Annotated in this window: 9 protein-coding genes; 8 read left to right on the forward strand and 1 reads right to left on the reverse strand. The window is 65.7% G+C overall.

The genetic code is table 11. The features are described from left to right. The first annotated feature begins 179 nt into the window (after window positions 1-179). From glgA to treY, 6 genes are all read left to right on the forward strand, one after another. The gene (gene glgA, locus GWK63_RS06565; RefSeq protein WP_007398222.1) at window positions 180-1,796 is read left to right on the forward strand and encodes a glycogen synthase GlgA; all 1,617 of its coding nucleotides are present in this window, start codon (window positions 180-182) and stop codon (window positions 1,794-1,796) included. A gap of 63 nt (window positions 1,797-1,859) precedes the next feature. Next, on the forward strand, window positions 1,860-4,079 hold the full coding sequence (gene glgB / locus GWK63_RS06570) for a 1,4-alpha-glucan branching protein GlgB (RefSeq protein WP_007398223.1): 2,220 nt from the start codon (window positions 1,860-1,862) through the stop codon (window positions 4,077-4,079). Further along, window positions 4,076-6,187 carry a glycogen debranching protein GlgX gene (gene glgX, locus GWK63_RS06575; protein ID WP_039998756.1) on the forward strand — a complete coding sequence of 704 codons (2,112 nt, stop codon included), beginning with the start codon at window positions 4,076-4,078 and terminating at the stop codon, window positions 6,185-6,187. The genes glgB and glgX overlap by 4 nt, the downstream gene beginning before the upstream one ends. Beyond that, a complete protein-coding gene (treZ, locus tag GWK63_RS06580; RefSeq protein WP_007398225.1) occupies window positions 6,184-7,965 on the forward strand; it encodes a malto-oligosyltrehalose trehalohydrolase in 1,782 nt (593 codons plus the stop codon). Before glgX ends, treZ begins: the two co-directional genes overlap by 4 nt. Continuing rightward, window positions 7,958-10,036, forward strand: coding sequence for a 4-alpha-glucanotransferase (gene malQ / locus GWK63_RS06585; RefSeq protein ID WP_007398226.1), 2,079 nt, complete (start codon window positions 7,958-7,960; stop codon window positions 10,034-10,036). Before treZ ends, malQ begins: the two co-directional genes overlap by 8 nt. Then, window positions 9,987-12,782 carry a malto-oligosyltrehalose synthase gene (treY, locus tag GWK63_RS06590; protein ID WP_223846666.1) on the forward strand — a complete coding sequence of 932 codons (2,796 nt, stop codon included), beginning with the start codon at window positions 9,987-9,989 and terminating at the stop codon, window positions 12,780-12,782. The genes malQ and treY overlap by 50 nt, the downstream gene beginning before the upstream one ends. A gap of 26 nt (window positions 12,783-12,808) precedes the next feature. On the opposite strand, the gene GWK63_RS06595 is transcribed toward treY, so the two are convergent. Continuing rightward, window positions 12,809-13,081, reverse strand: coding sequence for a hypothetical protein (locus tag GWK63_RS06595; RefSeq protein ID WP_223846667.1), 273 nt, complete (start codon window positions 13,079-13,081; stop codon window positions 12,809-12,811). Between the two features lie 266 nt (window positions 13,082-13,347). On the opposite strand from GWK63_RS06595, the gene GWK63_RS06600 reads away from it, so the two are divergent. Together GWK63_RS06600 and GWK63_RS06605 are read left to right on the forward strand one after the other, a co-directional pair. After that, the gene (locus GWK63_RS06600) at window positions 13,348-13,578 is read left to right on the forward strand and encodes a hypothetical protein (protein ID WP_223846668.1); all 231 of its coding nucleotides are present in this window, start codon (window positions 13,348-13,350) and stop codon (window positions 13,576-13,578) included. A gap of 503 nt (window positions 13,579-14,081) precedes the next feature. Next, complete coding sequence (locus GWK63_RS06605; RefSeq protein ID WP_039998757.1) at window positions 14,082-14,939, forward strand: glycosyltransferase; 858 nt, start codon at window positions 14,082-14,084, stop codon at window positions 14,937-14,939. The last annotated feature ends 306 nt before the right edge of the window (window positions 14,940-15,245 follow it).

Here is a 15,245-nt window from a genome sequence, read left to right on the forward strand (position 1 = left end):
CATGACACAGAATTGCCTTTTTTCAAAAAAGGGACATGTCATGAAATAATACCAAGTAATGATCAGGCATTACGGGATCACTTAAACGTGTTGGTGAGACCATGCGCCGGATGGGTCGTTAACTGCTGCGGAACCGGAAAATCCGACCGCCACCCTCCCTTTTGCAAGGAAGCAGGCCCATGCTCAGTGCGGTTACTCCTTTCCTTTCGCCCGTCCGGCTGCTTTCGGTTGCGTCCGAGATGTTTCCCTTTGTCAAGACCGGGGGGCTGGGCGATGTCACGGGTTCGCTCCCCCGGGCCCTGGCGCCCTACGGGGTGGAGGTCACGACCCTGCTGCCCGGCTACCCGGCCGTGATGGCCGCGTTGCGGGGCCGCAAGCCGGTGGGGGCCTGGACTGACATACTGGGGCATGCCGCCACGCTGTGGTCCGGGCGGGCACAGGGGCTGGACCTGCTGGTGCTGGACGCGCCCACCCTGTTTGACCGGCCCGGAAACCCGTATCTGTGCCCTGATGGACAGGACTGGCCTGATAACGGCATCCGCTTTGCGGTCCTTTCACGCATGGCGGCGGATATCGCACAGGGCAGGATTGCGGCCTATCATCCCGATCTGGTACAGGCGCATGACTGGCAGGCGGGGCTGACGGCGGCCTACCTGCATCATGACCGCCGCGCGCAGGCCGCCCCCGGCGCGGGCGTGCCGGTGGTCCAGACCATTCACAACCTTGCCTTCCAGGGGCGCTTTCCCGCTGCATGCCTTGCGGAATTCGGGCTGCCGCCAGAGGCGTTTTCAGTCGAGGGATGTGAATGCTACGGCGCACTCAGCTTTCTCAAGGCGGGGCTGTACCATGCCGACCGCATTACCACCGTCTCCCCCAGCTACGCGCATGAAATCCAGACACCCGAGGGCGGGATGGGGCTGGATGGCCTGCTGCGCCAGCGGGGGGAACGGCTGGAAGGCATACTCAATGGCATCAATACCGATATATGGAACCCCGCCAGTGACCCGGCGGTACATTTTCCCTACGTGGCGGGTGACACCGTAGGGCGCGCGCCCAACAAGCGCGACCTGCAGGCGGAATTCGGCCTGGTGGCGGATCCGGATGCCTTTGTCATCGGCATTGTCAGCAGGCTGACCGCGCAGAAGGGCATCGACCTGCTGAACACCGTCATGCCGCGCCTGCTTGTGGCCAATACGCAGGTAATCGTGGTGGGGGAAGGCGACCGGGAGATCGAACGCGGACTGGCCGCGCTGCAGCGCCAGTTTCCGCGCCGTTTCGCCTGCCATCTGGGCTATAGCGAGGAACTGGGCCATCGCGTGCCGTCGGCGGCGGATGCGTTCCTCATCCCCTCACGCTTCGAACCCTGCGGGCTGACCCAGCTTGGCGCGCTGCGTTATGGCGCGGTGCCCATTGCATCGCGCGTGGGGGGGCTTGCCGATACCATAATCGATGCCAATCCGGCCGCACTGGCGCGGGGTGGCGGCACGGGGTTCCTGTTCTCGCCGGTGGATGGGGAAACGCTGGTCGCGGCCGTCAACCGCGCGCGCCTGCTCTATCGCCGCCAGCGCGCCATATGGCGCCAGCTCCAGCTCAATGGCGCGGGATATGACGTGTCATGGAATGCAAAGGCCGCCCATTACGTGGCCCTGTTTGCCGAACTGCTGGGGATGGACCTGTCCGCCCCGCAGGCCCCGTCCAACGTGATCGTCCTGCCCTCGGGGCGCCCTGAAGGGCGCAGGCGCCGTATCGCCCGCCGCCCGCCCCGCCTGTCCCGTCCCGTGGCCATGCCGCATTAGGCGCGCGGCCCGCAGGGGGTTGCCACCCCGGTACACGAAAACAGAACAGCAAAAGGCCAAGGCATGAGGATCAGACAGGATGAGGCCCATTACCGCCTGCCCCCCGGCGTGGACGATCTTGTGCATGGCCGCAGTGCCGACCCGTTTTCCATCCTTGGTCGCCACAACATGGGCAAGGTTGATGTCATCCGTGTGATGTATCATGACGCGGCGCGTGTGCGCCTGGTGGTTGAACGCCCCCGTGGTGACGAAGTGGAACGCCCCATGCGGCGCATGGGCGATACGGGGCTGCATGTCGGCACCATTGCCGCGGGGGCACGTTATCATCTGAAAATTGTCTGGGCGGATGCGGTGGAGGAAACGGCGGACCCGTATTCCTTCGGCCTGCTGCTGGATGGGGAAACGCTGCGCCTGTTTTCCGAAGGGCGGCATACGGCACTGGACCGTGTCATGGGGGCACAACCCATGGTGGTGGAGCACACGCCCGGTGTGCGCTTTGCCGTATGGGCGCCCAATGCGCGGCGGGTTTCGGTGATAGGGGATTTCAATTTCTGGGATGGCAGGCGCCACCCCATGCGCCTGCGGCATGAAGCGGGGGTGTGGGAGCTGTTCATTCCCGGCCTTGGGCCGGGCGAGCGCTACAAATTCGAGATCATGGCGCGTGATGGGCATATCCTGCCCCAGAAGGCCGATCCCTTTGCCCGCTTTGCCGAACGCCCGCCCGCCACGGCGTCCGTCATTGCGCCGGCCGAGGGTTTTGCCTGGACCGACGGGCCATGGATGGACCGCCGTGGCGCGGCTCAGGCCCATGATGCGGCGCTGTCCATATACGAACTGCATGTTCCCTCGTGGCGCAGGCCGCAGGGGGACCCCGAGCGCATCATCTCATGGCGGGAACTTGCGGCCGAACTGATCCCGTATGTGCGGGCGGCCGGTTTTACGCATGTGGAACTGATGCCGGTCATGGAATATCCGTTTGGCGGTTCATGGGGCTACCAGCCGCTGGGGCTGTTCGCACCTTCCGCCCGGCACGGCACGCCTGCCGATTTCGCGGGTTTTGTCGATGCCTGCCATGGCGCGGGCATCGGCGTGATACTGGACTGGGTGCCCGCGCATTTTCCCAATGATGTGCATGGGCTGGTCTGTTTTGATGGCTGCGCGCTGTATGAACACCAGGACCCGCGTGAGGGCGTGCACCGGGACTGGAACACCCATATCTATAACCTCGGGCGGCATGAGGTGCGTGGTTTCCTGATTTCCAGCGCGCTCATGTGGCTGGAGCGCTACCATATCGACGGGCTGCGGGTCGATGCCGTGGCGTCCATGCTGTACCGTGACTACAGCCGTGGGGAAGGGGAGTGGATACCCAATATCCATGGCGGGCGCGAAAACCTGGAAGCCGTGGCCTTCCTGCGCCAGCTGAACGAAACCGTGCACGCCACCGTGCCGGACGCCATGATGATCGCCGAAGAGTCAACCGCCTGGCCCGGGGTGACCCACCCCGTGGCGTATGGCGGGCTGGGGTTTTCGTACAAATGGAACATGGGGTGGATGCACGACAGCCTGCGCTTTTTCGCGCGTGACCCGTTATGGCGGGGTTTCCACCTGCATGAAATCCTGTTCGGCCTGCACTATGCGTTCAGCGAGCACTTCATTTTGTGCGTGTCGCATGATGAAGTGACCCACGGCAAGGGCGCGCTGCTGGCGCGCATGCCGGGCGATGACTGGCAGCGCCATGCCAACATGCGGCTGTTCTTCGCCTTCATGTGGGCGCATCCGGGCCGCAAGCTGATCTTCATGGGCAGTGAATTCGGGCAGGACAGCGAATGGTCGCATGAGGGCGAGCCGGACTGGAGCAGCCGCGACAATCCGTTCAAATCCGGCCTGGCCACCCTGGTGGGCGACCTGAACCACCTTTATCGCAGCCTGCCCGCCCTGCACGCACGGGACAGCGAGCCCGCAGGCTTTGCCTGGATCATCGGCGATGACACGGTCAATACGGTACTGGCCTGGCTGCGTCTTGCCCCGGCCCGGCCGCCGGTGCTGGTCGTGCTCAACCTGACCCCCGTGCCACGGCACGACTACCGGGTGGGCGTGCCGGTGGGGGGGCTGTGGCGGGAATGTCTCAATTCCGATGCCACCCCCTATGGCGGCAGCGGCGTAGGCAATGGCGGCACGGTATGGGCAACGGACCAGGGCGCCCACGGTCAGCCGTGCTCGTGCGTGCTGACGCTGCCGCCGCTTGCGGCCCTGTACCTTCATCCGGCGGGAGAGGGGGCATGATCCGGTTCCCGCCGGCGCTCTCGTCCGGCAGTCCGGCGCCACTGGGCGCGCACTGGAACGGGATGGGGGTCAATTTTGCCGTGTTTTCCGCCAATGCGCAGCAGGTGGATGTCTGTATTTTCGACCCGCGTGACCGGCGTGAGATCCGGCGCTACCGCCTGCCCGAATATACCAACGAGATATGGCACGGCTACCTGCCCGATGCGGAACCCGGCCTGTTATACGGGTATCGCGCCTTCGGGCCGTATGACCCGGCCAATGGCCACCGCTTCAATCCCCACAAGCTGCTGCTTGATCCCTATGCCCGTGGCCTGAGCGGCCCGCTTTCATGGTCGGACACGCAGTTCGGCTACCGCCTGCATTCTCCCCGCGCCGACCTGTCGTTCGACCGGCGTGACAGCGCGCCCGCCATGCCCAGATGCGTGGTGGTGCATGATGCGTATGAATGGGAGGACGACACGCTGCCCCGTGTGCCGTGGGAGCAGACCGTGATCATGGAAGCCCATGTAAGGGGACTGACCATGCAGCGCGAGATGGATCACGCCCGGCCCGGTACGTTCCAGGCCCTGTGCGCGCCCCCCATGGTCGCGCATCTGAAGCGGCTGGGCATCACCACCATCGAACTGCTGCCCATCCAGTGCTTCCTGCCCGAGCGGCATCTGCTCGAACGCGGGCTGACCAATTACTGGGGCTACAACACGCTGGCCTTTTTCGTGCCGCATGCGGGCTATCTTGCCAGCGGTTCGCCCCACGAACTGCGTGCCGCCATCCGCCGCCTGCACAAAGCCGGGATCGAGGTGGTGATGGACGTGGTCTACAACCACACCTGCGAAGGCAGCGAACTGGGGCCGACCCTGTGCTACCGGGGGCTGGACAACGCCACCTATTACCGCCTTGTGCCCGGTAACGAGCGGCATCTGATCAACGATACCGGCTGTGGCAACACGCTCAACCTGTCCCATCCGCGCGTGCTGCAGATGGTGCTGGATTCCCTGCGCTACTGGGCGGAGAATTATCATATCGATGGCTTCCGCTTTGACCTGGCCACCGTTCTGGCGCGCGAACCCTATGGCTTTGACCAGGGATCGGGGTTTCTGGACGCCGTGATCCAGGACCCCGTCCTGTCCACCCGCAAGCTGATCGCCGAGCCGTGGGACCCCGGGCCGGGGGGCTATCAGTTCGGCAACTTCCCCCCCGGCTTTGCCGAATGGAACGACCGTTTCCGTGACACCACGCGCCGTTTCTGGCGCGGTGACGGACTGCAGCACGGTGACATGGCGGCCCGCATCGCGGGTTCGGGCGACCTGCTGGACAGACGTGGCCGCAGGCCGTGGAGTTCGATCAACATCCTGACCACGCATGATGGCTTCACGCTGGCGGACCTGGTCAGCTACGCCACGCGCCACAACGACGCCAATGGCGAGGACGGTCAGGATGGCGCACCCGAGAATTACAGCGCCAACTGGGGCGTGGAAGGGGCGACCACCGATCCTGTCATACTGAAGCTGCGCGGCCGCATCCGGCGCGCCATGATGGCGACGCTCATGTTCTCGCACGGCACGCCCATGCTGCTGGCGGGTGATGCGTTCGGCCAGACCCAGCACGGCAACAACAACGCCTACTGTCAGGACAACGCCACGACATGGCTGGACTGGGGGCTGGCGGCCACGGCCGCGGGCCGCAGCATGACCGGCTTTGTCGCGCGCCTTGTGGCGCTGCGTGGCCGTCATGCCTCCCTGCGGGCCGCGCGCTACATGCACGGGCGCCACAGGCCCATGCCCGACCTGCCTGACATAAGCTGGTTCTGCCCCGATGGCAGTCTGATCGGCGCGGCGCAGTGGGGGGATGCGGGCTTTCACTTCCTGGGGGTGCGGCGGGCCTGCACGGATGAGGATGGCACGGTGGACATGACGTATACCGTGCTCAACGCCCATGCCGAGGACGTGGCCGCAACCCTGCCCGCCCCGCTTGGGAAATGGGCCCTGCAGCTTGATACCACCCGGCCCGAACAGCCGGAAATGACACTGGAGCACGGTGCGCGCGACATCATCGTGCCGGCCCATGGCCTGCTTCTGTTCGCGGCCGTCGCAGGGGGAGAGGACGCATGAGCGTGCATTTTCACCATAACCGCCACGCGGGGGCCACGCTGCTTGACAGGGGGCATACCCGTTTCCGCCTGTGGGCACCGTCGTGCGATGCCGTGGCGCTGGAAGTGGAAGGGCACGCCCCCGCCCCCATGGCACGGCGCAGGGGGGGATGGTTCGAATGCGTCCATCCCTGCGGTGCCGGTGCGCGCTACCGTTACCGGGTCGGCCCCGATCTTGCGGTGCCCGATCCTGCCTCATGCTACCAGCCCGATGACGTTCATGGCCCCAGCGAGGTCATGGACCCGGCGGATTACGACTGGCAGTACCCCCGCTGGCCCGGCCGCCCGTGGCATGAGGTGGTCATATACGAAGTCCATGTGGGCCTGATGGGCGGATATGGCGGGGTGGCGCGCGAACTGCCCCGGCTGGTGGCCCTTGGGGTTACGGCCATCGAGCTTATGCCGCTGTCCGAAATACCGGGCGGGCGCAACTGGGGGTATGATGGTGTCCTGCCCTTTGCCCCGGAATCCGCCCATGGCCACCCTGATGAACTCAAGGACCTGATCGACCGGGCGCACGGGCTGGGGCTCATGGTGTTCCTTGATGTGGTCTATAACCATTTTGGTCCGGACGGGAATTACCTGGCCGCCTACGCAGCCCCCTTCTTCCGCGCCGACCGGCCTACGCCATGGGGTGCCGCCATCGATTTCAGGCAGGATGCGGTGCAGACGTTCTTTGTGGACAACGCGCTGTACTGGATTATGGAATTCCGTTTTGACGGGCTGCGGCTGGACGCGGTGCAGGCCATGACCGAGCGGACATGGCTGGCCGAACTGCCTGCGCGCATCCGTGCGCATGTGGAACCGGGGCGGCATGTCCACCTGATGGTGGAAAACGAGAATAACGACGCGGGCCTGCTGCGCGCGGGCTATCGCGCCCAGTGGAATGATGATGCCCATAACGCCCTGCATGTGCTGCTGACCGGCGAGGACGAAAGCTATTACGGCAATTTCGCCCCCGACCCGGCAGCCGCGCTGGCGCGCGTGCTGGCCGAGGGCTTTGCCTTCCAGGGCGAGGTCTCGCCCGTGACCCGCCAGCCACGCGGCAGCCCCAGCGCCGACCTTGCGCCGGAGCGGTTCATCATCTTCCTGCAGAACCATGACCAGATCGGCAACCGCGCGCTGGGGGAACGGCTGAACGTGCTGGCCGCCCCCCAGGCGTTGCGCGCGGCCTACGGGCTGGTGCTGCTGTGCCCGCAGATACCGCTGCTGTTCATGGGGGAGGAATGGGGTTCCCGCCAGCCCTTCCTGTTCTTTACCAGCCACACGCCCGAACTGGGGCGGATCGTGCGCGACGGGCGGCGCAGGGAGTTTGCCGGTTTCTCGCATTTCGCATCAGAAAAGACACGTCACCTGATCCCCGACCCCAATGCGCCGGAAACCTTTGCCACGTCCCAGTTGCGCGTGGCGGAACGTGAGGCGCCCCCCCATGCCGGGTGGTTGGCGATGATCCGGAACCTGCTTGCCCTGCGCAAGGCCGAGATCATGCCCCGCCTGCCCGGTGCGCGGGCCATTGGCGCGCACGTCATTGGCCCGGGTGCGGTCATGGCGCGCTGGCGCATGGGGGACGGGACGGTGCTGGGCATGGCACTCAACCTTGGTGTGGCATCGGTGGCATGGCCCGACACGCTGCGCGGGCGCTGCCTGCATGCGGTCCTGCCGCAGGGGACGGACCTTTTCCATACCATCCTGCCGCCCGACAGTGTCGTGGTCTGCCTTGCGGAGGGAACGGATGAATAACCGTGACCTGGCCGACCGTGCCCGCCGGGCCGGGCTGAGCATGCGCTGGCGCGACGTGGGGGGGCAGATTCACCGGGTCTCCAACGAAAGTATCCGCCGCCTGCTGGCCGTGCTGGAAAATCATGGCGGTGCCGGGCGCGGCCCCTCCAGCCTGCCCGCCATGGTTGTGGCCGTGGCGGGGCAGGCGACGGTCCTGCCGCATATGGGCAGCGATGTCCCCGCCACGTTCCGCCTGATCATGGAGGAAGGGGACGTTGTTGAAGGCACGCTGCGGCAGGTACGGGGTCGGCTGGTGCTGCCCGCCATGACCCGCTGCGGCTATCACCGGCTGGAAATTGGCGGTATGCATACCACGCTGGCGCTCACGCCCGCCGCCTGCCCGTCAGTCGCGGCGCGAACGGCGGGCGGCCCGGCCCGGCCATGGGGCGTGGGTGCCCAGATCTATGGCCTGTGCACGCCGGGCGATGGGGGGATTGGCCATTTTGGCGCGGTGGCCAGCCTTGCGCGCGCGGCGGCGTCCCGGGGGGCGGATGCGCTGGCCATAAGTCCGGTCCATGCCATGTTCGCGGCCCGGCCGGAGCAGTACAGCCCGTATTCGCCTTCCTCGCGGCTGTTCCTCAATCCCCTGCTGGCCGACCCGCATGCGGTATTCGATACCGCCACGATACAGGCCGCCACCCTGCGGCATGGTCAGGCCGATACCCTGCGCGCGCTGGAACAGGCGCCCCTGATCGAATGGGAGCAGGCGGCCCCGCAACGTTACCGCCTGTTGCGCCAGCTTTATGAAGAGCGCATTGCCCCGGCCCCGCCCGATGACCTGCGCGCCTTCCGCCAGGCCGGGGGCAGGGCACTGGAACACCATGCCATATTCGAGACCCTGCACGCCCATTTCACCACCCGGGGGGCGCGCGGGGGGGACTGGCGCCGCTGGCCGCAGGCCATGCGCCAGCCGGACAGCCCCGAGGTCGCGCGTTTTGCCGCCGAGTTCGCCCATGACGTGGATTTCCATATCTTCGTGCAGTGGCTTGCCGCCCGTGGCATGGCGCAGGCCAGTGCGGCCGCCCGTACCGCCGGCATGCGCATCGGCCTGATTGCCGACATGGCGGTAGGCGTGGACCCGACGGGCAGCGAATGCTGGGCGCGGCAGGATGAATTCCTGGTCGGTGCATCCATTGGCGCGCCACCCGACCTGCTCAGCCCGCTGGGGCAGGACTGGGGGCTGACCACCTTTTCCCCCCGCGGGCTGCAGGCCAGCGGATACCGCGCCTTTATCGATACCCTGCGCGCGGGTTTCGCCCATGGCGGCGGGCTGCGGATCGACCATGTCATGGCACTGGAACGGCTGTGGGTCATACCGCAGGGCGGCGCATCGGCCGATGGGGCGTATCTGGCCTTTCCCGTGCGTGACCTCATGCGGCTTGTGGCGCTGGAGGCCGCGCGGGCCGATGCCATCGTGATTGGCGAGGATCTGGGCACGGTTACCGCCACTTTCCGCAGGGCGGCGGAAAAACAGGGAATCATGGGCATGAACGTGCTGTTTTTCGAGCGTACGGCACAGGGCGCGTTCCTGCCGCCAGCCGCCTGGTCGCGCAATGCCACGGCCATGACCACCACGCATGACCTGCCCACGGTGGCGGGCTGGTGGCAGGGGATTGACCTGGACTGGCGGGTCAGGCTGGGGCAGCTGCCGGCGGGCATGGATGCGCTGAGCCTGCGGGACGAGCGTGAAAACGACCGCGCCGCGTTATGGACGGCCCTTGTGGCTTCCGGTGCGCGCCCCGCGCGCGGCACACGGTCGGGGCGCCTGGTGGAAAAGCCGCCCGCGACCGCCACGGGGGCCGTGGGTGTGGTGGATGAAGCGGTCAGTCTTGTTGCCCGCACGCCCTGCCCGCTGGTGGTCATTGCGCTGGAGGACCTGCTGGGCCTGGCGGAACAGCCAAACCTGCCGGGCACCACCACGGGGCACCCAAACTGGCGCAGGCGCTACCCCGGCACGGCGGCCACCGTGCTGTCCGGCCCGGATGCGCGCCGGCGCCTCAATCGCCTGCGCGCGGGGCGTGGCCGTGAATAGCGGGGCGGGCGGGGCCAGCGTGCGGGCCACGTTGCGGCTGCAGTTCCGTGGCGGCATGACGCTGGATGGCGCCCGCGCGCTGGTGCCGCAGTTCGCCCGGCTGGGGATCAGCCATCTGTATGCATCCCCCCTTTTCGCGGCCAGCCCCGGGTCCACCCATGGCTATGACACGATTGCCCATGACCGGATCGATCCCGAACTGGGGGGGGAGGCCGCGCTGATTCGGCTGACCGACCGGCTGCATGCCCATGGCATGGGGCTGATCCTGGACATCGTGCCCAACCATATGGCCGCCAATGCGGATAATGCCTGGTGGCTGGATGTGCTGGCATGGGGGCGGGCTTCGGACCATGCCACATGGTTCGACATCAACTGGCATGTATCCGACCCCGAACTGCATGGCCGCGTCCTGCTGCCCTTCCTTGACCGGCCGGTGGAGGACGCCATGGCGGCGGGCCTGCTGTCCGTGCGGCATGACGGGGGCAGCGGGCTGTTTTTCGTGCAGCATCATGACCATCGGTTTCCCCTATGCCCGGCGGGTTATGCCGCCCTGCTGGTGGGGGTCGGGGCACCGGGGCCGTTGCTGGCGGCGTGGACGCGCGTGGCCATGCGCGCCGGCCCCTGCGCCGAAGCCGGGGCGGCCCTGGCCGCGCTGCGGCAGTGGGCGGCAACACGGGATGGGGACCAGGCACTGCAGCAGCTTGCCGCCCTGCATGACGGGACCAGTCCGTCCGGCCGCGCGCGCCTTGCGGCCCTGCTGGGGCGGCAGCACTGGCGGCTGGCCTGCTGGCGGGAAGCGGCGACACGCATCAACTGGCGGCGTTTCTTTGACATTACTGGCCTGGTGGGCGTGTGTGTGGAACGTAGCGAGGTGTTCGAGGCGGTGCATGCCTATGTCCTGTCGCTTTACCGGCGCGGTGTGGTGGACGGGCTGCGGGTGGACCACATTGACGGGCTGGCCGCCCCCGCCGCCTACTGCCAGCGCCTGCGCGAACGGCTGGATGCCCTGACCCCGTTCCGGCCCGGACACGCGATGCCGGGCGGGGCCGTATATGTTGAAAAGATACTGGTGGCCGGGGAAAACCTGCCTGCCGCATGGCCGGTGGATGGCACGACCGGCTATGATTTCATGGACCAGGTGGGCGCGGTCCTGCATGACGGCGCGGGGGCCGTGGCGCTGGACCGGCTGTGGGCCACCTGCGGCCCGGATGCGCAGCCCCTTGATCCCATCGTGAAAACCGCCCGTGCCCAGCTGATTGAACAGACCTTCTGCGCCGGGTTCACGCATCTGGCCGCCCTGCTGGACCGCGCGCTGTGCGACACGGCCGAAGGCTGCGCCACGCACGAAATGCATGACGGCCTGCGTAACCTGCTGGTGCAGTTTCAGCCCTACCGCACCTATTTTGCCGATGAGGTCATACAGGACCATCAGGCGGGTACGGCCGCCCTGCGCCGGGCGGAGCGGGCGGTCTTTCCCTTTCTGGCCGCCGGGCAGTGCGCCATGGTGGCGCGCATGGCGCGGCTGCTGGAATCCTGCCCCGACCAGGCCCCGCCCGTGGGTGTGCGCCACGCACAGCTTGCCTTTGAACACCTGACCGCGCCGCTGGCCGCCAAATCGCTGGAGGATACGGCCTTCTACCGCTACGGCCGCCTGCTGTCGCGCAATGAGGTGGGATCTGATCCACAGGTCCTTGCCCTGCCGGTCGCGGCTTTCCATGACGCCTGCGCCGCGCGCGCGGTGCGTTTTCCCCATGCGCTGCTGGCCACCGCCACCCACGACCACAAACGTGGCGAGGACGCCCGTGCCCGGCTTGCGGTACTGAGCGAGGTGGCCGTGGAATGGGAAGGGCTGGTCCAGGGCTGGTTTGCCCATAATGGCGCGGCCGGCGGGGCGGAAGGCCCCGGACCCGACCGGATTGATGAACTCATGCTCTATCAGGCACTGGTGGGCGCCTGGCCACTGCTTGCGCTGGGGGAGGGGACGGCACGGGACCGGTTTTGCCAGCGTATCACACAATGGCAGACCAAGGCCCTGCGTGAAGCCGGGCGCCATACCGGCTGGACCCGGCCCGACGCGGCGTACGAGACCGCCTGCGCCCGCTTTGCCGAACGCCTGCTGGACCCGGGACGCAGCGCGGCCTTCCTGCACCAGCTTGAGGGGTTCGTGGCCCGCATTGCCCCCGCCGGTGCGCTGAACGGACTGGCACAGACCCTGCTGCGGCTGTGCGTGCCCGGTGTGCCGGATCTGTACCAGGGCTGTGACCTGTGGGATTTCAGTCTGGTGGACCCCGATAACCGCAGCCCGGTGGATTTTGCCCATCGTGACGCGCTGCTGGAACAGGCCACCAGTTTTGCCGCCGCCGCCGCCGTGTGGCGCACGGGCCGGGTCAAGCAGGACCTGATCCGCCGCATCCTGTCCTTTCGCCAGCATTATCCCGGGCTGTTTGCCTCGGGCAGCTATACCCCCGTCGATATTGCCGGGGCGGATCAGGCCCATGCCATTGCCTTCCTGCGCCAGCATGACGGGATGAGCCTGCTGGTCCTGGCCCCGCGCCTGCCGCTTGGGCTGGGGGTGGGGGCGGACACGCTGGTGCTGGACCACACGCCGGATATCACGCTCCGGCTTCCGTCACTGCCCGGTCCGTGGCACAGCCTGCTGGGGGATGTACCGCCCTGCGTGGACCGGCCCTTCATGCGGGGGGGCGTGCCCGTGGCCTGCCTTGTGCATGATGCCCGCATTCCCTGAACGGCCCGCCCCGCGCCACAGGGACCCTAATGATGCAGCATGCCCATGCCCGCCTGCATGGCCGTGTGCAGCACATCGGACCACAGCCCCCGACCGCCGCCCGGACCATGGTCGGATGACGGGGGTGGATTGTCATCGGCAGCGGTGGTGACGGGCAGGCCATCATCATCGATCGGTACGGGATGGTGGGACGCACAGCCCGCAAGGGCTGCCAGGCAGCCAATGGCCGTGGCCGGGTGGCGGAAGGGGGCAAGGACAAGAAGGGCCCGCGCCCGGATGCGCCCGCGCGCATGAAACATGTCTGGTTTCCATATCAAGTGGCCGGTTGGCGTACAGTCTAGAGACTGGCGGGGCCGATGGATTATTAACAAATGTAATAATCCGTCCCGTCCCGGCCGGGCGGCGTCCCTGCACGATTTTTCCTTCACACTGTCGGGAAAATCTACGGATCGGGATGAACCTGTGTTATGGTGGGGCGTTGGATGCAGGTGGCACGCTACCACCGCATACCGGCATGCCTCGTGACAGTTCCAGTGCCCACCATGCGCATGCAAGGGAGATGGACATGACGCAGTCAGATACACAGCTGAACAACCAGGAACTTGAACTGCGGGCCATAAGCCTGTGGAGCAAGCAGCACCCCGACCGGCCGTGGCGGCGGCTGAGCAACCTGCACCGCTATCATAGCACGGCGCACCCGATGCAGGGCATTCCCGCCTTTCCCGAGGAACAGGAGCAGTTCCGCTTCCTTGCCTCCCACGCATTGACCCTGGCACAGGGGAAAAGCTGCATCTGAGGGGGCATTCCCCCGGTAACGGCCATCATCGGGCAGGGCGGGGCAGGCTGCGGGCAGGCCCCGCCCTGTCTGTTCATGGTCGGCATGCGGACAGAGGGCCGCGCAGGGGCGGACGACTTTCCGGCATGCCGGGTCCGTTCCCGCCGGACCGGCAGCGGGCCGATGGGGTATTGCATGGCGTGTTTTACATGCCCCACAGGCTGCCTGTGTAATGGCCATGCAGGGGTTGCCTGTGATCCTGCTGCACCATGCTGTAAAGGGTTCCGTCCGCTTGGATCATCCGCCAATATTCAGGAAGTCATACAAGAAAACGCATGTATGTCATGTGGAAATATTTTGAAACTTTACTTGCGTGCTTCTGTTGAACGTCCGTCCCGGTCCGCGCCACCGGCCCGCAATCCCGCAGGCGGGACGGGGCATGAAGGCTGCGGGCCCGCGCCGCCGTGCCATGCCGCCCTGTGCGTCATGCGGTGCCGGGGCGTAGCGGAAACAGGAGCCACATCATGAATGCCGAGGATACGACACAGACAAAAAAGGATTTCTTTGACTCCGATTTCTGTCAGCACAAGAATTTCTGGCAGAAGCGCAAGGTCTCGTTCCTGACCGACATGCTGTTCGACCTGCATAACAGGAAATTCGCCCGGCAGGTCAGGCGCATGACGCATCGGTATCCGCTGCGCCATATCCTGGTTACATCGGTGCATGTGCCCAAACGGGGCCGGAAGCTGCGCAACATGTTCAACCGGCTCAGCATTACACGGCACAGGGTTGACTTCCTGACCGCCGATATGGGCGACAGGGGCAAGTTTTCGAATATCAACGCGGCCCTGGCCCAGGTCAACCTGAAGGACTATGACTGGGTTGTGGTCATGGATGATGATGTGGCCCTGCCACAGCATTTTCTGGATACATTCATACCGTTATGCGAAGTCATGGATCTCAAGATATCCCAGCCCGCGCACCGGTACCATTCCTATACGTCCTTTACGTTCAACTACCGCAGATGGAACAGCCTGGGCCGCGTGACGCGCTATGTCGAGGACGGGCCGGTCACCGCGTTCCATCGTGACGCGATTGCCTACCTGTTTCCGTTCCCGGAACTGCGGTGGGCGTGGGCGACGGACATCCTGTTCTGTCATGAAGCCCGCAGGAACAACCATAATGTCGGCATTGTGGACTATACGGCCATCGAACATCTCAAACCGGCGGCGCAGGACTATCCGCGCCGGGAAGCCACGGCGGAAGCGCGTGCCTTTCTTTCGCGTCACGCGCTCCGTCCCGACAGGCAGGATCTGTTCCGTGATACCGGCATCCTGCGGCACATCAACGAAAGCCATCTGAATTACGACGTGCCGCGCTGAGGCCCGCATGCGTGGCCCGTCGCGCATGGCCCCTGCCGGGCGGGGGCATGATCCGGCAATTCATTCCTGCAACAGATATAAGATAAGTTGATATAAAATTAAATAATATATCTTATTTATATAAAAATTAAGCATGGAAATAAAATACAGTCCGCCAAAACCCTGCTGAAAAAGGTAGGGTAATTTATTGCATATCTGCCCGGCTTTCCCGTCTCTGCGCTTCCATATCCATCTCTGCAATAAAACCGGCAACCTGTCTGAAATGGCAAATGTCCCTGCCGCATTTACCTTGCAGATGGCCAGAAC

This window comes from Komagataeibacter rhaeticus, from assembly GCF_011611525.1.
Taxonomy (GTDB): Bacteria; Pseudomonadota; Alphaproteobacteria; order Acetobacterales; family Acetobacteraceae; genus Komagataeibacter; species Komagataeibacter rhaeticus.

Excerpts from the sequence above, each read along its gene's own strand:
- GWK63_RS06600 (WP_223846668.1), top strand. The coding sequence starts at position 13,348 with ATGACGCAGTCAGATACACAGCTGAACAACCAGGAACTTGAACTGCGG.
- malQ (WP_007398226.1), top strand. The coding sequence starts at position 7,958 with ATGAATAACCGTGACCTGGCCGACCGTGCCCGCCGGGCCGGGCTGAGC.
- GWK63_RS06595 (WP_223846667.1), bottom strand. The coding sequence starts at position 13,081 with ATGTTTCATGCGCGCGGGCGCATCCGGGCGCGGGCCCTTCTTGTCCTT.
- glgX (WP_039998756.1), top strand. The coding sequence starts at position 4,076 with ATGATCCGGTTCCCGCCGGCGCTCTCGTCCGGCAGTCCGGCGCCACTG.
- treY (WP_223846666.1), top strand. The coding sequence starts at position 9,987 with ATGCGCGCCGGCGCCTCAATCGCCTGCGCGCGGGGCGTGGCCGTGAAT.
- treZ (WP_007398225.1), top strand. The coding sequence starts at position 6,184 with ATGAGCGTGCATTTTCACCATAACCGCCACGCGGGGGCCACGCTGCTT.
- glgB (WP_007398223.1), top strand. The coding sequence starts at position 1,860 with ATGAGGATCAGACAGGATGAGGCCCATTACCGCCTGCCCCCCGGCGTG.
- glgA (WP_007398222.1), top strand. The coding sequence starts at position 180 with ATGCTCAGTGCGGTTACTCCTTTCCTTTCGCCCGTCCGGCTGCTTTCG.
- GWK63_RS06605 (WP_039998757.1), top strand. The coding sequence starts at position 14,082 with ATGAATGCCGAGGATACGACACAGACAAAAAAGGATTTCTTTGACTCC.